Raw genomic sequence first — 21,791 nt, forward strand, 5'->3', positions numbered from 1 at the left:
TTCGTTCAGTCGTTGCCTGTCATGCAGGCTGTCGGGCACAACGCCGGTTCAGTGCTCTATCGGAAACGGTTGCCCCAGCGCTACCCAGTCCCGGTAAAGCCTGGCGCGTTCCTCCAGCGCCGCGAATATCGCAAACGGATTGTCCGCATCCATCTCCGCCACCTCGACATCTTGAGTCAGTCGCGCCCAAAGCTGCTCAGAAGCATCTGCCTGGCCGAGCAGTTGCCAGACCCGCGCCTGCAGCGACAGATAATCCACCCGGAAATCCGCGGTCAAAACCAGGCCATCCAGCACTCTTAAAAAGCGCTCGCCCTGCGGTCTTGCTGCCAAACGCTCCCAGATCAATCGTCTGGCCTGCCGTTGTTCTTCGCTGCCCTCGCGCAACCAATCAACAACGTCGCCGTGGGAGAGGCCAAGGTCACTCAACCACAGATTGATTCCGGTGCGCTTGCGGTGTTCCACGATTCGCAACAACGTATCTTCGTCGCTCAACGGATTGCCCTGCAACAGAACGCGGTCACGGCTGATGGCCTGGTTGATGACGGCGGGAGGCACCCGGGTTATCCGGTTAGCCCGCAAGTCCAGCCGATTCAGATACGGCTGATCCATGCTAATAAGCGGACATGCGCTGATCCGCGTGTTTCTCAGGTTCAGCGAACGCAGCTCATTCATTCCCAGCACTACTGGCGGTACCATTAGCGGGTTTTCACTCAAATTGAGTGTCTGCAACTGAACCAACTCACAAAACTGCCCAGCCGTGCTCTCCCTCAATCGCATTTCGGTACTTTGCAGATTCAGCGAAGTGAGATGACGCAACTGCGCAATGGCGGGAGGCAACGAACTTTCCAGTTCGCCATCAATGTTCGGCAGTCGAAGATCGAAGCCTTGCAGATTCAAAGTGCGCAGATTAGGAAAAGACTCCAGGAAGCCATTCAGGCTTTCACGTTCGAACAGGTGAAAACCTTGCATCGTTAACTCGCTCACATCCAAGAGGCGAACATTGAGCGTGGGCAATCGATGGAAGTCTTCAAAGTCCATTTCCATCCTGAACCCGGTCAAGTGAGAGCCTGAATAGTGACTGCCCTGCTCCGGGTTTCGCTTTTGCCAGATGGCGATCATTTCATCTGCCAGTTCGGTTCGGGTCTCGACCTCGTACCTGATCACTTCCTGCAGCATCGCCACATTACGGGCTGAGATCTGCGCCTGGGTCAGCCCTTGCGTTCCTTCTTCGCCGGGAACCAGAAAATCAATGTCCATGTCGGCGGCGTCGTTTGTGGCCTGATCGACCCAACTGCTCAAGTCGGTGTGCAACTGCTGGAGTTGCTGCTTCAACCCATCGATGTGGGCCTGAGCGCCAGCACCTGCCCGTTGCAATACCTGATCGGCATCGGCACTGGAAAACTCGGGATAAACCTCCTTGAGTTGCAACCTCATCATTTCATGGTTCATCGATTCGCCCTGGGCTGTCTGCGGAAAGCCACCTCCCCTGAGCCCTTGGGGCTTGAACGGCAGCTTGCTATCCATGCGCTGCAACCCTTGCATGTAATCACTTCTGGACATTGCCCGATCAGCGAGCTTGAGTCGCAGTTCACTGGCCGGATCACGTGATGTCAATTGCAACGCCGAACGTTCATCGTCCGACAACAAGCCGAGCAGCGCCGTATACAAGTCGGTTTTCCGGTCCCGGAGCCGATAGTGCTTTTCGCTCTTTATCAACTGTCGGACATCCGTTGTAACGGGTGCTCCGATACGGTCCAGTACCCGCCCGCTGGCCGACTCGTCGAGGAGGTCGATTCGCAGACTTTGTGGCCAACCGGGTAGATTATCCAGTGAATGCAAGGCCAGTGTGTCCGACTCCGGGTTGAGCACCGAGCGCAGGTACAGCCCCTCATAGGCGCGATTGAGCCGCACGTGCTGCTGATACTGACGGGCCTTGCTGTCCAGGCGCTTGAACACGTGCCTGGCCTCGCTTACATCGGGCGCCGTGCGAATATCCACCCCATAGCGATCGAGCATTTGTTCGATCGCTCCTGTCGGCAACCCAGGGTATTGCTGTTGAAACAACCGGACCCATTCATTCCCTGATTGCTGGAGCAATTGATAACGGCTATCGAAAAGCTCGGGTTGACCGGCCAGGCCAAGCTCCTGATCGATCCTGAAGCGGCTGATCGTATCGGCCAGCAAAGGCGTCGGTGGGCGCCCTTGCTGCATCAGGCGCAGCATGTCGTCGTCGACCGCGCTGACCTTGGCGATTTGCGCCAGCATTTCATCACTGAATGAAGCCACCGACGGGCCGATGCCACGCAGGAGCGCCACCCGGGTCGGAACGGGAACAGCCGATGGCCGGGCGGGTTCCACCACTGGCGACACTGCCTCGGTTTCGCCCGGGCCCCGTGGCGGTTTAGCCAAGTCGTCGATATCAGCTGCCTCGCGCTCTACCAAAGCAGCGCCGCCAGCCATCGGCAGCGCATTGAGCAAGCCGAACACCGTGCGCGTAACGCCCTCGGACCGCTCATTGGCAGTTTTACCATTCACGGCCTGATCCAGTCCGTAGCCGGCATCAATCAGCCCGGCCAGCGCGAGCAAGCCCTCACCGCCCGGCACAAACAACGCCAAGGCACCGAAGCGGTTGATCCATTGCACAAGCGGCTCGACGAAGGCACTCAAGTTGTCACGGTTGACCTGGGCGTCGTCACGAATGGTTTCCACCCCTGCCTGCGCGGCGCGCTTCATGCAGAGCACCAGTTGCGCGAAGGGATCAGTGGCCGCGCCAGCCTGCTCGAAGCCTATGTACTCGGCCGGATCCCAAGGCCCGTCGTTGTTGAACCAGCCGGCGGTTTCTGTCAGCCAGTGAGTGTCCGGGTATTGAGCCATCGCTTCCAGCGCGGTCAGTACCCCGGCATGAAAATTGCCATCCGTACGATCGTTTTCGGCATAGTGCTGCGCCACGGCGTGCCTGGTGTCTTCGGACCTGCCCTGCGCCACCACCCAGCGTTGCATTTGCGCGGCGTCCGAAAACTCGTGAAAGGGTGATGAATTGCCGGGTATGTAGAACAGAATTCTCGAGCCATTGCGCTCGCGGTATGTCCAGATATCCGTTGCGGTGTAGCGATACACCTCAAGCCGCCCGGCCATGATCGAGCTGGGCATACGGGTCGCTGCCTGCATCTGTTCGAACGTCAATTTGTCCCAGGTTTGACCAGCCGGCAATCCCGCGGCTTGCAGGGCCAGTTCCAGGCCCTTCTGGCTCAAACTGTTTTCGTGGCGCTGCAAAAACGCATTCATGACAAACGCGGCCTTGACCGAAGTTCGCAGCGCATAGGCATGGCTGGCGGTAATTGCCGTATCCGATGGCCAGGCTCGGTCAAGGTACGCCTGATACAGATCCTTGAGTTCCAGGGTCCAGACCCAGTGCTTGAAGTCCGCGGGCCTCAGGGCGATTTGTGTTTGTGGTCCGTAGGTTTGCGGCACGGCGCGGCGATAGATGCCTTCATAGGTGCTGTGATTGCCGCTGCCGCGCAGGGCGAACTCGTCGACGTGCTCGACAATCCGCACCGAAGGCCCGATGTCGTGCGGGGTGACCAGGCCGAAAGCGTTTTCACCGAAGCGGTCGTCACCGACCTTCTGGTAATTGCCCAGCAGCGCCTGGATCAGGGTCTGGAATTTGAATACCTGACCTTGATGGATGCCATCCTGTGGCGGATGGCCCTGGTAGTTGTAATCAAGCGTGACCAGCACGGCTGTTTGCGGATCAATGTCGCGCCCCCATTTTTCATGGAACAGTTGCTTCGCAAAATCGGCGGGGGTTTGTGGTATCGAGCCGTTGAAGGCTGCCTGCAGTTCGTCACGCATCCGGGGCGCGGGAGCCGCGACAGAGCTGAGGGTCGGGTCAGGTACGGGGGTATTCATGGGCAGTCCATTGCAGTCATAAATGAATGACGACAGTAAACCTGCCCGAGTCGGCGGGAAGTCGGAAAGATCCTGAACCGGCGAGGAAAAAATCAGCAGAGCAGAAAGAAACCGCCCCTCCAGAACAAAGAAACCGGGATTTACCCGGTCTCAATGTGTTTCACGTCGCAGTGGCGCCTTCGCACGCCTGCTTGCCGTTACCAGAAGCGTTGCTGGGTCAACCGGCTCCACCAACTGAGCAGGACGCGATCGACCGAGCCACTGGCCGCCATGCCGATACGTTCCGGCAGGCTTTTGCGCTCGGCATAGTGCAAGTGATAAAGCTCGGACTGCTTTGCGCGCTCGGCGAGGTACTCGTCGCTGGTCTTGAGCTCGTCCACCAGTTGCTTGTCGAGCGCCGCGACGCCGAGCCAGATTTCACCGGTCGCCACTTCGTCGATCGCCAGTTGCGGGCGATAGCGGGACACGAAATTCTTGAACAGTTGATGGGTGATGTCCAGGTCTTCCTGAAACTTTTCCCGGCCCTTTTCGGTGTTTTCGCCGAATACCGTCAAGGTGCGCTTGTACTCGCCGGCGGTGAGGACTTCGAAGTCGATATCGTGTTTTTTCAGCAGGCGATTGACGTTGGGCAACTGCGCCACCACACCGATCGAGCCGAGGATCGCGAACGGCGCACTGATGATCTTCTGACCGATGCACGCCATCATGTAGCCACCGCTGGCGGCGACCTTGTCGATGCACACGGTCAGGGGCACGCCGGCCTCACGGATACGCGCCAGCTGCGAGGACGCCAGGCCGTAGCTGTGGACCATGCCGCCGCCGCTTTCCAGACGCAGTACCACTTCGTCCTTCGGTGTGGCCAGGGTCAGCAAGGCGGTGATTTCGTGGCGCAGGCTTTCGGTGGCTGAAGCCTTGATGTCGCCGTTGAAATCCAGCACGAACACCCGGGGCTTGGCCTCGGGCTTCTTCTTCTGTTTTTTCTCGGTTTTACTCTGGGACTTGCGCAGGGCCTTGAGCTGCTCCTTGTCGAGCAGGGTTTGCTCCAGGCGCTCGCGCAGCCCTTTGTAGAAATCATTGAGCTTGCTGACCTGCAACTGGCCCGACGACTTGCGCCGCCCCTTGCTGCGCAACGCCGCAAAGCTGGCCAGGACCACCAGAATGGCGATCACCAGGGTCACGGTCTTGGCCAGGAAAATGGCGTACTCGGACAAAAACTCCACAGGGACTCCTTAAACAATGCGCGGCTGGAACGCGCGGGATACCTCCAGCATACCCATGCACCGGCCTTGCGACCAGTCGTGAAACCTCTGGCAACAGGCCTGTAACGAGCATTTCAAACAAGCGTATGTTTTTTCATTGACAGCTCACCGCCATCCTCATAACCTCGCCAAACCTTCAACGTACCGGGACGACGCGGACGTGGGCAGCATCTACTTGATTCGACATGGCCAGGCCTCCTTCGGTGCAGACGACTATGACGTCCTGTCGCCCAACGGTATTTGTCAGGCAGAAATCCTTGGTCGACACCTGGCCGAACTCGGTATCAGCTTCGATCGCTGCCTGGCGGGCGACCTGCGCCGCCAGCAACACACGGCCACCAGCGCGCTGGAGCAATTCGCGGCGGTGGGCCTGCCGGTGCCGATCCTGGAGACCGATTCGGCCTTCAACGAGTTCGACGCCGATGCGGTGATTCGCGCCCTGCTCCCGGCGATGCTGCCCGACGAACCTGAAGCCTTGAACGTTCTGCGCAACGCGGTGCACAACCGTGCCGAGTTCCAGCGCATCTTCGCCCTGATCATCGAGCGCTGGCTCGCCGGTACCTACGACACGCCGGGCCTGGAAAGCTGGTTGGGTTTTGTCGAGCGCGTCCAGGCCGGCCTGCATCGTATCCTCGACCAGGCCGACAACACCCAGAAAATCGCCGTGTTCACTTCCGGCGGGACCATCACCGCCCTGCTCCACCTGATCACGCAAATGCCTGCACGGCAGGCTTTTGAATTGAATTGGCAAATCGTCAACACTTCGCTCAACCACCTGAAGTTCCGTGGTCGCGAAGTGGCCCTGGCTTCCTTCAACAGTCATGCGCACCTGCAACTGCTGAAGGCCCCGGAACTCATCACGTTTCGCTGAGTCCGGATTATTGTGACCCTGGCTGTAACCACTCAGCTCTAATAACTCAAGAAAGGATCGAACCATGACCTCCGTAGCTGATGCCGTACAAGCAATGAAAGCCAAGTTCAACCCAGCCGCTGCTGCCGGCCTGGACCTGGTCTTCGGTTTCCGCATCGACGACACCAAGAACTTCTCGCTGATCGTCAAGGACAGCACCTGCGAGCTGCAAGAAGGCGAAAACCCGGACGCACAGGTCACTCTGGTGATGGACGGCGAAACCCTGGAAGGCATCGTCAGCGGCGAAACCGACGGCATGCAAGCGTTCATGGGCGGCAAACTGCGCGCTGAAGGCGACATGATGCTGGCAATGAAACTGTCCGAGCTGTTCCCGGCCTAAGCATGCCGCTCCCGGTACCCGGGGGCATGTACGCTGGCAAACGAATCCCGCCCTGGTGGCGGGATTCGTCGTTTTCCAGCCTTGAAATACTCTTACAATGCCTGCACACCCCACACCGGCCAGCCCATGGACATCGACCTCGCCCGCACCTTCCTCGAAATCGTCCGCCACGGCAGCCTTGCCGCGGCCGCTGAAAAACTCCACGTCACCCAGACCGCGATTACCGCGCGGGTGCAGAAACTGGAAAGCCAGCTGGGCAGCACGCTGTTTGTGCGCAATCGCGCCGGGGCGCGCCTGACAGCCAATGGTGAAGCCTTCGTGGTGTATGCCAATCAACTGGTCGAAACCTGGGAAGCCGCGCGCCGGGATCTGCCGTTGCCCGAGGGTCTGCGTGACGTGCTGCACATCGGCGGCGAGGTCAGCCTGTGCAACCCGCTGATGCTCGGCTGGGCCGGCCAATTGCGTGAGAAAATACCCAGCCATGCCTTGCGCATGGAAATCCGTGACGGTGAAAACCTGTTGCGGCAACTGGAGCTGGGGGTTCTGGATGCAGCACTGGTCTACCAACCCGAATACTGGCCACGGCTGCAGGTCGAGCAAATTCTCGAAGAAAAGCTCATCCTGGTGCGCTCAGTCGAACGGCCCGATCCCTACGTGTACATCGACTGGGGAGCGGACTTCCGGCGCCGGCATGACGCCGCCCTGCCGGAAAAGGCCAAGCCGGCGCTGAGCTTCAATCTCGGCCCGCTGGGCTTGCAGTACATCCTCGAGAACGGCGGCAGCGGCTATTTCCGTACCCGCGTCGTGCAGAGTTATCTGCAAAGCGGCGTGCTGGAACGTGTGCCCCGGGCGCCCGAGTTCAGTTACCCGACCTATCTGGTCTACTCCCGCGACCGCGACTCACCCACCTTGCAACGGGCCTTCGACCTGCTGCGCGAGGTCATCGACTCGCACGAGGACTGGTCGCAACGCTGGGACCCGCTGAGCTGAATGCGCTGCGCACCGGAGCATGGCCGTTGTGTCGTCCAGGTTAGCGCAATCAATACGCCGGAATCGACTAATCTGCAGGAGAGAACAATAACGTCAGGTGATTGCAGTGAGGCAGACCACCGAAGCATTCCGCAGCCGCTACCGTGCCGACATTCATCCCCTCTACAACCCCTGGCTGCACGGCGCCTTTGTCCTGTTGTTCGGAGTGCTGGCCATCAGTGTTTTCTGGAGCACCGTGCATCAGGTACTGCCTCTGCAATGGCTGGCTGTGCCTGTAACCCTGTTGTTCTTCAACCTTGGGGTGTATCTGGTGCATCGTCATCTGGGGCATCATAAAAAACCATACGCCCGGCTGTTTTATGCCCGCCATGCCGGCGACCATCACAGTTTTTTCGCCCCCGGCCACATGACCTACAACAGCGCCCGCGACTGGCGGGTGATCCTGTTTCCGGCGTGGCTGATCGTGCTGCACACCCTCGTCATCACCCTGCCCCTGTGGTGGTTGCTCAAGCAACTGGATGCCAACGTCGCCGGGTTGGTCGGCGGTTGCCTGGTCCTCGGATACCTGGCCTACGAGGTGTTTCACGCCTGCGAGCACTTGCCGCCGCACAACCCGCTCACGCGGTTGCCGTGGATCCGCCAGATGCGTCGCCTGCATGAACTGCATCACCGTCGCGAGTTGATGCAGGAGCGTAATTTCAACATCGTTTTCCCACTGATGGACTATCTGTTCGGCACCCTCTATTGGGAGCCTGAACCCCTCGACCCGACGAGAACTCCCATGACCCGCATGCAGCACCAGACCGTCATCGCCGCGCCCCCGATCGCCGTGCTTGCCTACGCCAGCACCGTCGCCCTTTGGCCGCAGTGGCATCCGTCATCGCTGCGCATCGATGGGCCGAAAGGCCCGTTACATGCCGGGGCGCGCTTCGAGGAAGACATCCGCGCCGGCGGGCGCGATGGGCACCTGAGCTGGGAGGTGACGCAGTACCTGCCCGGACGGCGCTGGTGCGCGCGGGCGCAAGGTGATCATGGCCTGTCGCTGCTGCTGACTTACGAGTGCGAAGCCGAGGGCGACAACACCCGGTTTGTGCGCACCTTGCACTACCAGTTCAGCGGCCTGGCGATGCGGATTGCCAACCGGCTGCTGCTCAAGCGCCGAATCGATCACGAATCCGCAGCTTCCATGCTGGCCTTGCGCGAAATGGCGCACCAACACCTCAACGGAGTCAGCGCGTGAAGTGGCGCCACATCGTATTACCGGTGTTCATCGCCATCGGCGGCTTCCTGCTGCTGATGCCGACCAAGGTCAAGCCAGTGGCCTGGACGCCGCAACCGGCGCCCTCCCTCAGCACCGGAGCGTACGCCGACAACCAGCGCCTCAAAGCCGTGGAGCGCGTTGGCGCGGCCGACATCGACGGGCCGGAAGCCTTGCTCCTGGAGGGCGACACATTGCTCACTGGCCTGCACGACGGCCGCCTGATCCGCACCAGCCTGGACGGCAAGAGCACCAAGGTCCTGACCGATACCGGCGGCCGACCGCTGGGCCTGGCCCGACATCCCAATGGTTTGCTGGTGATCGCCGATGCGGTCAAAGGCTTGTTGTCGCTGGATGCCCAGGGGCAGTTGGTCGCGCTGAGCACCGAGGCCGGCGGCGTGCCGTTCGGTTTCACCGACGACGTGGCCATCGACAAGCCCGGTCACTACGCCTACTTCAGCGATGCCTCCAGCCGCTTCGGCTATGGCCACGACGGCGAAGCCATCCTCGAGCACGGCGGTGACGGCCGTTTGCTGCGCTACGACTTCCAGACCGGCAAAACCTCGGTCCTGCTGGATAAACTGCAGTTCGCCAATGGCGTGACCCTGGGCCCGGAAGATGCGTTCGTGCTGGTCAATGAAACCGGCGCCTATCGCATCAGCCGCTACTGGCTCAGCGGGCCGAAGGCGGGCACCCATGATCTGTTCATCGATAACCTGCCTGGCCTGCCAGACAACTTGTCGTTCAACGGTCATGACCGTTTCTGGGTGGCGCTGTATGCCCCGCGCAATGCGCTACTCGACGCCACTGCAGCGCATCCCTTCATACGCAAGACGATCGTACGGGCGATGACCGTGCTGCCCAAGCCCGTGGAGAAACGTGCCTTTGCCCTCGGCCTGGACCTTGAGGGCAAGGTGATTGCCAATTTGCAGGATGCCGGCAGTGACAATTACTCGCCAGTCACCACCGTGCGTGAGTATGGGGACTGGTTGTATTTCGGTTCACTCAAGGCAAGGTACATGGTGCGGTTGCCTTTGAGCAAGGCATTGCAGTAAAGCAACGCCCGTAGTGACGCCATCGCCGGCAAGCCGGCGCCTACGAGGGTTCGTTACCTTCATCCTCCGGCAATTCATCGATGCCCGGCTCCTCCTCGGGATTGACCGTGGTGTGCTCCGGGCTCAAGGGTTCGGGATGGGTGGGCATCGGGTCGTAACCACCGGTTTGTTCGCTGGGGAATTTGGGGTCGGTCATGGGGCACCTCGCATAGAGCCGTAAAATTGCGTCTCAGACCATTCGAGGTGCCGGTTTAGATCGCCGTTCCAACTTTTCAGTCACCGGTCGTCAGTGTCTGATGACGAAACGTCAGGAGCTGGTCTGGAGTTGCTGGACGATCTTGTCCTTGACCTGCAAGCGCCTTTCCTTGAGTTTTTTCAGGGCGTCATCGCTGGGGGCATCCGATGTCGCGGTCTCGGCCTTGACCACGTCGGCATCGGCCTGGGAATACTTGTTCAGCAGTGAATCCAGTAACGGATCCTTGGTGCGTTTTTGCTGGATCTCTTCCTTCGTGCAGCGTAAATCCTGATAAAGGTCATGGGTCACCGGCATGGAACACCTCCGTTTGTTGATCGGCAGCGAAACGCGATCAATTGCGTTCACCAACTATCAGAATGGCCTTGGTTAGCCGGTTCTGTCGACCACCTGTCAGACCAGCGGCCTCCGTTCGTCGTCCTGTCGCAAATGCGATAAAACCTTTAGCGGTAAAAACGCCTCCACAGCATAACGATCAATCGATCGGCCATAAAAACCTGTGTGGAGAATGACCAATGGACGGATTCAACTTGCGCCACCTCGCCCTGGCTGTCGCCCTGAGCACCAGCATGGGCAGCGCTTTTGCTGCCACTTCCAATGACTTCGTCGACAATGCCGCCGCCGGTGGCATCGCGGAAATCGAAACCAGCCGCCTGGCCCTGGAAAAAAGCCAGTCGGCCGACATCAAGGCATTCGCCAACATGATGATCACCGATCATTCCAAGGCCAACGATGAACTGGCGACCCTGGCGAAAAAGCACGACATCGAGGTTCCGGATACCACGACTCTGGTTAAGCAGGCCAAGGAGAAGCTACTCGACATGCGCGACGAGTCCTTCGATTCGGCCTACGCCAACAACCAGGTCAAAGCCCACGAAGACACTATCGAGTTGTTCAAGAAAGAAGCCAACACGGTGACCGACGACAAGACCAAGGGCGCCACCGAACTCAAGGCCTTTGCGCAAAAAATGCTGCCTGCGCTGGAGAAACACCTGGCCATGGCGAAAAAGCTCCAGGCCGCCCACCCGGACAAGTAGCGTCCCCCTGCACTAAAACAGCCGCCTGTTCTGGCGGCTGTTTTTTTCCTGGCGACTGAACATCTTCACTGGAAACAGCCCTTTGCGCCTGCGAAAGACTAAAAAAAACAGATCGCAGGCTTCACAAGCTCCTACAGTTGCTGTGAGCAAATTCAAATTCCTGCAAAAAACGAACAACTATTTCATCCGGCAAATGTCACTGCATTGCGCCGGCCGTTTTTTGGCAACCGGGCCCACACTTTCAAGGAGTTAAAGTCTCATGGCGGCACTGCAAACCAGCACTCTCGATGCGATGAACAAAAGCCAGGCGCAACTGATTGCCGAATGGTCCAAAAGCCTGGAAAACAGTGGGGCCACACGCAATCTCAAAGACGCGGACCTGAGGCAGCAGACCTCGGAGTTCCTGCAACTACTGGTTAGCGGACTGCAGGAGGGCAATGGACAGAACGTGGCAGCGCCGGCTTGGGACGCGATTCGGCAGTTCCTCGAAAAGCTCTCCCACAGCCGCGCCCTGCTCGGCCAGGATTCGCACCAAACCGCCAGTTTCATCTTTTCCCTCAAGGGCCCGGTGTTCGCCCTGCTGCAAAATCATTACCAGGACAGCCCGGCATTGCTGGCCGAACAGCTCTGGGAAGTCTCCCAACTGCTCGACGCCCTGGGCATGCACACCATTCGTACCTTCCAGAAGTCCCGGGAAGCGGTGATCAAGCGCCAGCAAGAAGAGTTGCTCGAGCTGTCGACCCCGGTGGTCAAGCTCTGGGACGGTGTACTGGCCCTGCCGATGATCGGCACCCTCGATTCGCAACGCACCCAGGTGGTGATGGAGTCGCTGCTGCAACGAATCGTCGACACCGGTTCGGAAATCGCCATCATCGACATCACCGGCGTACCGACTGTCGATACGCTGGTGGCTCAGCACCTGCTCAAAACCGTGACCGCGATTCGCCTGATGGGTGCCGATTGCATCATCAGTGGCGTGCGCCCACAGATCGCCCAGACCATCGTGCACTTGGGCCTGGACCTGCAAGGCGTGGTGACCAAAGCCAACCTGGCCGATGCCCTGAAGCTGGCCCTGACCCGCCTGGGATTGACTGTCGGCAAGGCGGGCTGAGCCCATGGAACGTATTCCCATATTGCAGATGGGCGACTTTCTGCTGGTGACCATTCAGGTCGACATGCATGATCAACTGGCCCTGACCTTGCAGGACGACCTGTCCGAACGCATCAGCAGAACCTCCGCCCGTGGCGTACTGATCGACATTTCGGCGCTGGACATGGTCGACTCGTTCATTGGCCGAATGATCGGCACCATCTCCGGGCTGTCGAGCATCATGGATGCCCAGACCGTTCTGGTCGGCATGCAGCCAGCGGTCGCCATTACCCTGGTGGAACTGGGCCTGACCCTGCCCGGCGTCCGGACCGCGCTGAATGTCGAGCGCGGGATGAAACTGCTGCAGGACCGAGTACAAGAACAATGACCGTGCGCAGCAGCGGCACCCAGCCCATTCAAATTGAGCAGGACGTCGTGCTGGCGCGCCAGACCGCGCGCAAGCTGGCCCAGGAGTGTGGCATGCGGCTGATCGACCTGACCAAACTGGTCACCGCGGTCAGCGAGCTGGCGCGCAATACCATGGTCTACGGCGGCGGCGGTGATATGGACTGGCAGATCCTCGACGAAGAATCACGCACCGGCCTGCGCCTGACCTTCCGCGATGAAGGACCGGGCATCCCGGACATCAAGCTGGCGCTGACCGATGGCTGGACCTCAGGCTCCGGCCTGGGCCTGGGCCTGACCGGTGCCAGGCGGCTGGTGGAAGAGTTCGAACTCGATACCGCGCCGGGCAAAGGCACTCGCGTAACGATCACCCGATGGACATGAATATCGGCAGAATGAACATCGGCAGCTCCCTGACCCAGGTGCTGGCGATCGAAGACAGTAGCCAGGTCGGTCACGCCCGCCGCACCGCCCAACAGCTGGCGCAAAGGCACGGTTTTGATGAGACCGACGCCGGGCGTGTCGCCCTGGTCGCCACCGAACTTGCCAGTAACATTCTCAAGCATGCGGCATGCGGTGAAATTCATCTGCGGGTCTTGCCCCGTGCATCGGGCGCAGGCATCGAGATACTGGCCGTCGACCGTGCCCAGGGCTTCGACCTGCAGGCCTGTCTGAGCGATGGCTTTTCCACGGGGGGTACCCAGGGTATCGGGCTGGGGGCGATTTCACGTCAGGCGCAAGTCTTCGATGCCTACGCCGATTCCCGGGGCGCCGTGCTGTTGGCCCGGCTGTATCCGCGCGAAGACAAGAGACCGGACCAACGCATGGGCGTCAGCCAGCATTCGTTACGCAACGATCCGGCCTGTGGCGATATCTGGCACGTAACTTATGACGGATCGCGCATCAGTGCCCTGGTGATCGATGGCCTGGGGCATGGCGAAGACGCTGAACTGGCGGCCCGGGCGGGGGAGAAAGTGTTCGCAACCTCATCATTCAATGCGCCGCTTCTGTTGCTCGAAGACATTCATCAGGCCATGAACGGCACGCGCGGAGGTGCCCTGGCCATTGCCCAGTTTGACGCCCATCGCAATGCGCTGAACTACGTCGGTATAGGCAACATCGGCGCCTGCCTGATAGCCCCGGACCGATCCCGTGGCCTGGCTTCCCATCCCGGCATCGTTGGCGGGCAATATCGAAAGGCGCAACCCTTTGACTATGCTCAAGTGAATGGACAACTTTTGATTATGTACAGCGACGGTTTGCAGTCTCGTTGGAACCTGCAGGATTACCCCGGCCTGGTGTACCGGCATCCGGCCGTGATTGCCGCTTTGTTGCACCGCGACTTCTGTCGCGGGCGGGACGATGTCACGGTGCTGGTGATAGCTCTGGAGGCCTCCCATGGCTGAGTCACCCCTGATTGAGCTTGCTGATCAAGCCGCACTCATTGCGCAGTTGCAGGGCGAAGCCGCCGCGTTGCGCGAAGAACTGGATGAAACCAACCAGGGCGTGCTGGCGCTGTATGCCGAACTCGATACCCAGGCCGAACAGTTGCGCCAGGCCTCGGACCTCAAAAGCCGGTTCCTGTCGTACATGAGCCACGAGTTTCGTACGCCGCTTGGCTCGATTCTGAGCATCGCCAGCCTGCTGAGCGATGAACTGGACGGTCCGTTGAGCCCCGAGCAGCACAAACAGGTAACCTTCGTCAGTACTGCCGCGCGGGAACTGAGCGACATGGTCGACGATCTGCTTGACCTTGCGAAGATCGAGGCCGGGCGCATCACCATCTCACCCGCCTGGTTCGACATGTTCGACCTGTTCGCCGCGCTGCGCGGGATGTTCCGGCCGATTGTCGACGCCAGCGCCGTGGACCTGATTTTCGAGGAACCGGTGGGCCTGCCGCGCCTGTACACCGACGACAAGAAGCTCGCGCAGATCCTGCGCAACTTCATCGCCAATGCGCTGAAGTTCACCACCCGGGGTGAAGTCAGGATTTCGGCGCAGCTACAAAACAACACCCACGTGCGTTTTGCCGTCAGCGACACCGGTATCGGTATCGCCGAGTCGCTACATGGTGCATTGTTCGAAGACTTCTCCCAGGTCGATTCACCGCTGCAAAAGCGGCTGCGCGGTACCGGGCTCGGATTGTCGCTGTGCAAACGCTTCGCCATCCTGCTCGGTGGCGAGGTCGGGATGCAAAGCGCTCCAGGCGTAGGCTCGACCTTTTTCGTGATCATCCCGCTGGCCATCGCCATGGAGCCTGCCGATGAAACGTGACCTGCGCCTGCTGGTCGTCGACGACAATGTTGCCACGCGCTACGCCTTGCGCCGGCGCCTGGAACGTCACGGTTACGAGGTACTCGAAGCCGGCACGGGTACCGAGGGCCTGGAACTGATCGCCAGCGTAACCTTCGACGCCCTGGTACTCGACGTCAACCTGCCGGACATGAGCGGTTTCGACATCGTGCGCAAACTGCGCGCCGACCCTGCCACCGCCCTGCTGCCGGTGATTCACGTGTCGGCGGCATCGATCCAGACTGGCGACATCATCACCGGCCTGGACGCCGGTGCCGATGCGTACCTGATCCACCCCGTCGACCCGGATGTACTGCTGGCCACCCTGCGCACCCTGCTGCGGGTACGGGATACCGAAAACGCCCTGCGCGAAAGCGAGGCGCGGTTTCGCGAGATTTTTGTCAACGTTTCGGCGCCCATTGCGGTGCTCGATGCTCAACTCAAGGTCCACGAATGCAATCACGCATTCACGCAACTGGTGCAGGACAACCGTGAACCGGACACCCTGCACGAGTGTTTTGCCGACGACCAGGATAGCGTGATCGAAGAGCTGCGCCTGCGCCTGGCCTATGGCGAGCGTTGGAAAGGCACCCTGAACATGCGGGTGCTGGGTGAAACCCGCGAAACCGAATGGCAGATTTCACCCTATCGCACTCCGGAACTGAGCCTGGTGTTCGTCGAGGACGTCACCGAGCACCGCCACCGCGAACGCTCGCACCTGGCCCGGCTGGACGACGCCACCACCCAGCTGGCCAGAGAAGTCGCTGAACGCGCGCGCACCGAAGCGCAACTGCTGCAAGTGCAGAAAATGGACGCCCTCGGCAAATTGACCGGAGGCATCGCCCATGACTTCAACAACTTGCTCACCGGCATCATCACCAGCCTGGAGCTGATCCAGAAACGCGCCGCCGAATCGCGCACCGACAAGGTCGGGTTCTACGCCGAAGCGGCACTGAGCTCGGCCATGAGCGCCGCGTCCCTGACGCATCGCCTGTTGGCGTTCGCCCGCCAGCAGCCACTCGATACCCGGCCCGTGGATATCAACGAACACATCCGCTCTCTCGAAGAATTGCTGGTGCGCACCATCGGCGAACGCATCACTCTGAAGCTGGAATTGACGTCCAAGCCAGCCATCGCGCTGGTCGATCCGATCCAGCTCGAAAGTGCCATGCTCAACCTGGTGATCAACGCGCGCGATGCCCTGCCCCAGGGTGGCAACATCTGGGTCAACACCTATGCCGCCTTCTCCCATGGCGACCCGAACCTGGCCGATGGCGCCTACGTTGCACTGTCGGTACGCGATGACGGCACCGGCATCGACCACAGCGTGATCGGCAAGGTATTCGACCCGTTCTTCACCACCAAACCTTTGGGCCAGGGGACCGGGCTCGGGCTGTCGAGCATCTATGGTTTCGCCCGGCAGTCGGGAGGCGATGCGCACATTCGCAGCGTGGCGCGGCGCGGCACCGAAGTGACCATCATGTTGCCGGCCAGCTCCGCCCCCACCGTGAGCCAGCTGGAACCCGTCAGCGTCGATCCCCAGGGTGCCGGTGAACATGTCTTGATCGTCGAAGATACAGCGTCGGTGCGTTTGTTCGTGGCTGAGGTGTTGGCGGATGCCGGCTACCGTTGCACCCAGGCGGGCGACATCGAGAGCGCCCTGGAGCGCCTGCAAAACGACCGGTCAATCGACCTGCTGCTGACCGATGTCGGCCTGCCGCGCATGAGCGGCCGCGAACTGGCGGATGTCGCGCGGGGCTGGCGTGAAACATTGCCGATCCTGTTCATGACCGGTTATGCGGAAACCGCGATCAATCGCCAGGTATTCCTCGGCGACGGCATGGAAATGCTGATCAAGCCGTTCCAGATCAATGAGCTGCTGGACAAGGTACGGCGCACGATTGATGGTGCATGACGGATAGCTTTCGCGAGCAAGCCCGCTCCCACACGGGATCTGTAGCGTTCCCGAATCCCTGTGGGAGCCGGCTTGGTCCGGACGGCGTTCCGACGATGAGGTGAGGAAGAAAACCTCCATTTCAAGCCAGTTCAAGAGCCTTGGCCAAAAACGGCGCCGTGCGGCTCTTCTTGCTTTTGGCGACTTTCTGCGGAGTTCCGGCGACCACCACCCTGCCACCCTGATCCCCCGCTCCCGGGCCAATGTCGATCACCCAGTCACTCTGCGCCACCACGCGCATTTCATGTTCGACGACAATCACCGTGTGACCCGCCGTCACCAGCGTATTGAGCTGTTCGAGCAACCGGTCGACGTCGCGAGGGTGCAAGCCGGTGGTGGGTTCGTCGAGCACGTATAGCGTCGCCCCGCGCTGATTGCGTTGCAGTTCGGTGGCCAGTTTGATGCGCTGGGCCTCGCCACCCGACAACTCGGTCGCCGGCTGACCAAGACGCAGGTAACCCAGGCCGATATCGCGCAGCACCTTCAGCGATCGACGTATGGACGCCTGCTCGGCGAACACCTCGACCGCTTCGTCCACCGTCAACTGCAACACCTGGGCAATGTTGCGTCCCTGCCAACTGATCGCCAGGGTCTGGGGGTTATAACGGGCACCGTGACAGGTCGGGCATGGCGCATAGACGCTGGGCATGAACAACAACTCGACGCTGACAAAGCCCTCGCCTTCACAGGTCGCGCAGCGCCCCTTGGCGACGTTGAAGGAAAACTGTCCGGCGTCATAGCCCGCCGCCTGCGCCTCGGCTGTGGCGGCATACAGCTTGCGCACGTTGTCGAACAGCCCGGTGTAGGTCGCAAGGTTGGAGCGCGGCGTACGGCCTATGGGTTTCTGGTCGACCTGGACCAGGCGCTTGATCGACGCCAGCCCGCCAGTGACCTGGCCACCACTGACTTGCGGCGAATCGTCTTCCAGACTCAACTCCTGCGCTTCGCTCTCGCTCGCCGGGCGCCCGAGATGGCTGCCGACCAGCTCCAGCAATGCCTGGCTGACCAGACTCGATTTCCCCGAGCCCGACACACCGGTCACTGCGGTAAAACAGCCAAGGGGGAATTCGACGCTGAGGTTGTTAAGGTTATTGCGGGTGACACCTTCCAGGCGCAGCCAGTCGCCGGGCTTGCGATTGCTCGCCGATTGGCTGCGCTGTCCGGCGAACAGATAATCGCGGGTCTGCGAGTCCGGCACATCCGCCAGCCCGGCCGGCGGGCCGCTGTACAGCACCCGTCCACCCTTCTCGCCTGCCGCCGGACCGACATCGATCAACCAGTCGGCGCGACGCATGGTTTCCAGATCATGCTCGACCACGAACAGGGTATTGCCCGCCGCTTTCAGGCGTTGCAGGGCTTCGAACAACGCTTCGCCATCCGCCGGGTGCAGGCCGGCCGAAGGCTCGTCCAGCACGTAGATCACCCCGAACAACTGCGAACCCAATTGCGTTGCCAGGCGCAGGCGCTGCAACTCGCCGGACGACAAGGTCGGCGTGCTGCGTTCCAGGGCCAGGTAACCGAGGCCAAGATCGGTCAGGGTGCTGACCCGCTCCAGCAAGTCCTGGGCGATGCGTTGCGCGGCCAGGCGTTTTTCCACGGACAGGTTCGGCGTGTGGCGCACATCCGGGGCGTTGGCGTGACCACTGGCCCCGTGGGCCACGCGCTGTTCACGGGCCTCGCGGGTCTGGCTGTGAGTCAAGACTTCGCCTGCCTCATCGCCTTGTTCAGGGTAGTCTTGAGCCGCCACCGGCCTGAGGACTTGCGCGACCTGCAGCAACGGCATTTGTGCCAGTTCGCCGATGTCGTAGCCGGCAAAGGTCACCGACAGCGCCTCGCGCTTGAGGCGTTTGCCATCGCACAGCGGGCAGGGACTGCCGAGCATGAACTGCGCGACGCGCTTCTTCATCAACGCACTCTGGGAGTGGCTGAAGGTGTGCAGGATGTACCGCCGCGCGCCGGTGAACGTGCCCTGATAACTGGGCTCCATTTTGCGTTTGAGGGCCACTCGGGTCTCCTGCGGTGTAAGCCCGGCGTAGACCGGCACCGTAGGAGTTTCTTCGGTGAAAAGTATCCAGTCGCGCTGCTTTTTCGGCAGGTCGCGCCAGGGAATGTCGACGTCGTAGCCCATGGTCACCAGAATGTCGCGCAGGTTCTGGCCCTGCCAGGCCAGGGGCCAGGAGGCGACGGCGCGTTGGCGTATGGTCAGGCTCGGGTCCGGGACCATCAGCGCTTCAGTGACTTCATACACCCGGCCCAGGCCGTGGCACTCGGGGCATGCGCCTTGCGGGGTGTTTGGCGAAAAGTCTTCGGCATACAGCATCGGCTGCCCCGGCGGGTAACTGCCAGCCCGGGAGTACAGCATGCGGATCAGGCTCGACAAGGTCGTCACGCTGCCCACCGAAGAACGCGTGCTCGGCGTGCCTCGCTGTTGCTGCAAGGCCACTGCCGGCGGCAACCCCTCAATGGAATCCACATCCGGCACGCCGACCTGATCGATCAGGCGCCGCGCGTAAGGCGCCACGGATTCGAAATAGCGGCGTTGCGCTTCGGCATACAGGGTCGAGAACGCCAGTGACGACTTCCCCGAGCCGGATACCCCGGTGAACACCACCAGGGCATCGCGGGGGATATCCACATCGACATTCTTGAGGTTGTGTTCCCGGGCGCCGCGCACCCTGACCATGCCGGAGAGAGAGTTGCCGGTACGTTTGGAAGTCATCGAATCGCCTTGTTGGAAACTGAAAGAACACGATCATAATGTGGGAGCGGGCTTGCTCGCGAAGGCGGTGTATCAGTCACTATGAGTGTTGAATGACACTACGCCTTCGCGAGCAAGCCCGCTCCCACATTTCGATCGTGGTCAACCTTTGAGCACTGTACGGATCATCTGTGTCAGTGCTTCAGGGCTATAAGGTTTGCTCAGCAAGTGGGTATCCGGGCTGAGCTGATGGTTGCGCGAGATGATGTCGCGGGTATGCCCGGAGGTAAACAGCACCGCCACCGGTGGCTCCTGCACTTTCGCCCAGGCGGCCAGCTCCGGACTCTTGATCAGGCCGGGCATGACCACGTCAGTGAAAATCAGGTCTACCTGCGCACCTTCCAGCAAGATTTGCATGGCGGCATCAGCATGGGTAGCCGTCAGGATCTCATAACCTTCATCGCGCAGTAACTCGACCACCGACACCCGCACCGCTTCATTGTCCTCGACTACCAGGATGCGCTCATGCCCGCCCCGTTGCTCTACGTTGGGGTTCGGCGCGTCACTTGCAGCCAGACGCAAGGTGCGGGGGAAATACATTTGCACCCGGGTGCCCTGCCCGACCTCGCTGGCAATCTCGATATGCCCGCCGCTCTGCTTGACGAAACCGAAGACCATGCTCAAACCCAACCCGGTACCCTGACCGTCGGCTTTGGTAGTGAAGAAAGGCTCGAACGCCTGGGCCAGTACCTGCGGCGCCATGCCGACACCGCTGTCGGCAATTGACACGCGCACGTAGTCCCCGGCGACGATGCCTTTGCCGGTGCAGAACTCGCGGTCGAGGGTGATGTTTTCGGTACAAAGATTGATCGTTCCTTCACCGTGCATGGCGTCCCGGGCATTGATGGCCAGGTTGAGGATGGCGTTTTCCAGCTGATTGCGATCGACAAACACCTGCCATGGCGCCTTCGGAGCGCTCATATGCACCTGAAGGGTTTCGCCCAATGCACGTTGCAACAGCTCTGCCAGGCCATCGAAAATCTGCCGCAGCGTAAACACGGCTGGCGACAATGGCTGGCGCCGGGCGAACGCGAGCAGTTGCGAGGACAGCTTGGCCCCGCGCTCCACCGCGGCAATCGATGCCGCGACCCGGCGCTGCACATTGGCGTTGTCGGGTTCATGGCGCGCCAACAGGTGCAGGTTGCCAGCGATTACCTGCAACAGATTGTTGAAGTCATGGGCCACGCCACCGGTCAAGCCGCCGATGGCTTCAAGCTTCTGTGACTGACGAAGCTGCTCTTCCGCCGTCAGGCGTGCCTCGACCTCATTGGCCACTCGCTGTTCAAGATTACGGGTGAACCTGAGCAGGGATTCTTCGGCGATCTTGCGTTCATGAATATCAATCAGTACGCCGGGAAAACGAAACGCTTCGCCCTGCTCGTTGAACTCGCAACAGCCACTGGCGAGTACCCAGAGATAACTGCCGTCCGGGCGCTGAATGCGGTATTCCACATTGTAGGGTTCGCCGGTATCAACCGACAGCTTGACCCGCTCCTGAACCCAGTTGCGGTCGTCCGGATGGATCCGCGCATCGGCGACTTCCTGGGACAGGTTGGCCAGGTCTTGCCCGGGTGGGTAGGAGAACGTGCGCACGAATCGCTCATCACCGGACAAGAGATTGGCCTTGATGTCCCAGACGAACGAACCGAGCAAGGCCCCGGCATTGAGCGCCAGGCGCACCCGTTCATTGTCGGCGCGATAGGCGTCTTCGGCCGCCTGGCGGCGCCGTTCGGAAATCACCCGTTCAGTGGTCTCCACCACCATGGCCATGACCCCGGCCGGATACCCCAGGTCATCGGAGACCGGGCTGTAGTAGAGGTCCATCCACACTTCTTCCGGCACCCCGGCACGCAGCAGCACCAATTCTTTATTGCGATAGGACAAGGTGCCGCCCGCCAGGCAGGTATCAACCACATGGCGGTTGAATTCGGCGACTTCCGGCCAACCCAGCTCTACCGGCGAACCCAACAGATAAGGATGACGGCCACCGGCGAACTTTGAATAGGCGTCGTTGTAGATCATGTACCCGGACCGCCCCCAGAGCATCACCATCGGCAGCGGTGACGCAAGCATCATCTGCACCGCGCTGTTCAGGCTTTTCGACCAGCTATCGAGCTTTCCCAGCTCGGTCCGGCTCCAGTCGAACGCACGAATGCGCCCAGCCATTTCGCCGCTCCAGCCGGCACACCCGTGGCTATCTTCTAGAAACTGCATCGGTTGCTTTATCCCGGTCATCCACACCCGTTTGATTCGAGCGTCGCGCACGCAATTCGTTTCATAG

The 21,791-nt window shown here is 60.7% G+C and carries 18 protein-coding genes; 12 read left to right on the top strand and 6 right to left on the bottom strand.

Annotated elements, in window-relative coordinates; all coding sequences use genetic code 11:
* Window positions 1-48: 48 nt before the first annotated feature.
* Both KW839_RS01820 and sohB read right to left on the bottom strand, forming a co-directional pair.
* Window positions 49-3,909: a dermonecrotic toxin domain-containing protein gene (locus KW839_RS01820; protein WP_218423207.1), complete on the bottom strand. Its 3,861-nt coding sequence runs from the start codon at window positions 3,907-3,909 to the stop codon at window positions 49-51.
* A 197-nt stretch (window positions 3,910-4,106) separates the two neighbouring features.
* Window positions 4,107-5,129: a protease SohB gene (gene sohB, locus KW839_RS01825; RefSeq protein WP_060540604.1), complete on the bottom strand. Its 1,023-nt coding sequence runs from the start codon at window positions 5,127-5,129 to the stop codon at window positions 4,107-4,109.
* Window positions 5,130-5,328: 199 nt separating this feature from the next.
* Here sohB and KW839_RS01830 point away from each other — a divergent pair, with 199 nt between their 5' ends.
* The 5 genes from KW839_RS01830 to KW839_RS01850 all read left to right on the top strand — a co-directional run bounded on the left by KW839_RS01830 (window position 5,329) and on the right by KW839_RS01850 (window position 9,721).
* Window positions 5,329-6,039, top strand: a complete 711-nt coding sequence (locus KW839_RS01830) for a histidine phosphatase family protein (RefSeq protein ID WP_218423208.1) — start codon at window positions 5,329-5,331, stop codon at window positions 6,037-6,039.
* A 64-nt stretch (window positions 6,040-6,103) separates the two neighbouring features.
* Window positions 6,104-6,418 (top strand): SCP2 sterol-binding domain-containing protein, encoded by a 315-nt coding sequence (locus KW839_RS01835; protein ID WP_008154977.1) that lies wholly within the window; start codon window positions 6,104-6,106, stop codon window positions 6,416-6,418.
* Between the two features lie 126 nt (window positions 6,419-6,544).
* Complete coding sequence (locus KW839_RS01840; protein WP_218423209.1) at window positions 6,545-7,408, top strand: LysR family transcriptional regulator; 864 nt, start codon at window positions 6,545-6,547, stop codon at window positions 7,406-7,408.
* A 106-nt stretch (window positions 7,409-7,514) separates the two neighbouring features.
* Window positions 7,515-8,648, top strand: coding sequence for an SRPBCC family protein (locus KW839_RS01845; protein WP_218423210.1), 1,134 nt, complete (start codon window positions 7,515-7,517; stop codon window positions 8,646-8,648).
* Entirely contained in the window at window positions 8,645-9,721 is a 1,077-nt protein-coding gene (locus KW839_RS01850; RefSeq protein WP_218423211.1) for an SMP-30/gluconolactonase/LRE family protein, read from the top strand. Before KW839_RS01845 ends, KW839_RS01850 begins: the two co-directional genes overlap by 4 nt.
* Window positions 9,722-9,761: 40 nt before the next feature.
* On the opposite strand, the gene KW839_RS01855 is transcribed toward KW839_RS01850, so the two are convergent.
* Together KW839_RS01855 and KW839_RS01860 are read right to left on the bottom strand one after the other, a co-directional pair.
* Window positions 9,762-9,917, bottom strand: coding sequence for a hypothetical protein (locus KW839_RS01855; protein ID WP_218423212.1), 156 nt, complete (start codon window positions 9,915-9,917; stop codon window positions 9,762-9,764).
* A gap of 111 nt (window positions 9,918-10,028) precedes the next feature.
* Window positions 10,029-10,271 carry a DUF465 domain-containing protein gene (locus KW839_RS01860; protein ID WP_218423213.1) on the bottom strand — a complete coding sequence of 81 codons (243 nt, stop codon included), beginning with the start codon at window positions 10,269-10,271 and terminating at the stop codon, window positions 10,029-10,031.
* Between the two features lie 218 nt (window positions 10,272-10,489).
* On the opposite strand from KW839_RS01860, the gene KW839_RS01865 reads away from it, so the two are divergent.
* The 7 genes from KW839_RS01865 (at window position 10,490) to KW839_RS01895 (ending at window position 16,713) form a co-directional block, all read left to right on the top strand.
* Window positions 10,490-11,011, top strand: a complete 522-nt coding sequence (locus KW839_RS01865; protein ID WP_218423214.1) for a DUF4142 domain-containing protein — start codon at window positions 10,490-10,492, stop codon at window positions 11,009-11,011.
* Between the two features lie 259 nt (window positions 11,012-11,270).
* Window positions 11,271-12,122, top strand: coding sequence for an STAS domain-containing protein (locus tag KW839_RS01870; protein WP_218423215.1), 852 nt, complete (start codon window positions 11,271-11,273; stop codon window positions 12,120-12,122).
* Window positions 12,123-12,126: 4 nt separating this feature from the next.
* On the top strand, window positions 12,127-12,489 hold the full coding sequence (locus KW839_RS01875; RefSeq protein WP_218423216.1) for an STAS domain-containing protein: 363 nt from the start codon (window positions 12,127-12,129) through the stop codon (window positions 12,487-12,489).
* Window positions 12,486-12,890, top strand: a complete 405-nt coding sequence (locus tag KW839_RS01880; protein WP_060540596.1) for an anti-sigma regulatory factor — start codon at window positions 12,486-12,488, stop codon at window positions 12,888-12,890. The genes KW839_RS01875 and KW839_RS01880 overlap by 4 nt, the downstream gene beginning before the upstream one ends.
* An 11-nt stretch (window positions 12,891-12,901) precedes the next feature.
* Window positions 12,902-13,912, top strand: a complete 1,011-nt coding sequence (locus KW839_RS01885; RefSeq protein WP_218423399.1) for an ATP-binding protein — start codon at window positions 12,902-12,904, stop codon at window positions 13,910-13,912.
* Window positions 13,905-14,780 (top strand): sensor histidine kinase KdpD, encoded by an 876-nt coding sequence (locus KW839_RS01890; RefSeq protein ID WP_218423217.1) that lies wholly within the window; start codon window positions 13,905-13,907, stop codon window positions 14,778-14,780. The genes KW839_RS01885 and KW839_RS01890 overlap by 8 nt, the downstream gene beginning before the upstream one ends.
* A complete protein-coding gene (locus KW839_RS01895; protein WP_060540593.1) occupies window positions 14,770-16,713 on the top strand; it encodes a response regulator in 1,944 nt (647 codons plus the stop codon). Before KW839_RS01890 ends, KW839_RS01895 begins: the two co-directional genes overlap by 11 nt.
* 121 nt (window positions 16,714-16,834) lie before the next feature.
* Here the strand turns inward: KW839_RS01895 and KW839_RS01900 are convergent, their stop codons facing one another.
* Together KW839_RS01900 and KW839_RS01905 are read right to left on the bottom strand one after the other, a co-directional pair.
* A complete protein-coding gene (locus KW839_RS01900; RefSeq protein WP_218423218.1) occupies window positions 16,835-19,471 on the bottom strand; it encodes an excinuclease ABC subunit UvrA in 2,637 nt (878 codons plus the stop codon).
* 141 nt (window positions 19,472-19,612) lie between these two features.
* A complete protein-coding gene (locus KW839_RS01905) occupies window positions 19,613-21,724 on the bottom strand; it encodes a PAS domain-containing sensor histidine kinase (RefSeq protein WP_218423219.1) in 2,112 nt (703 codons plus the stop codon).
* Window positions 21,725-21,791: the final 67 nt, after the last annotated feature.

The organism is Pseudomonas sp. PDM31, from assembly GCF_019218965.1.
Lineage (GTDB): Bacteria > Pseudomonadota > Gammaproteobacteria > Pseudomonadales > Pseudomonadaceae > Aquipseudomonas.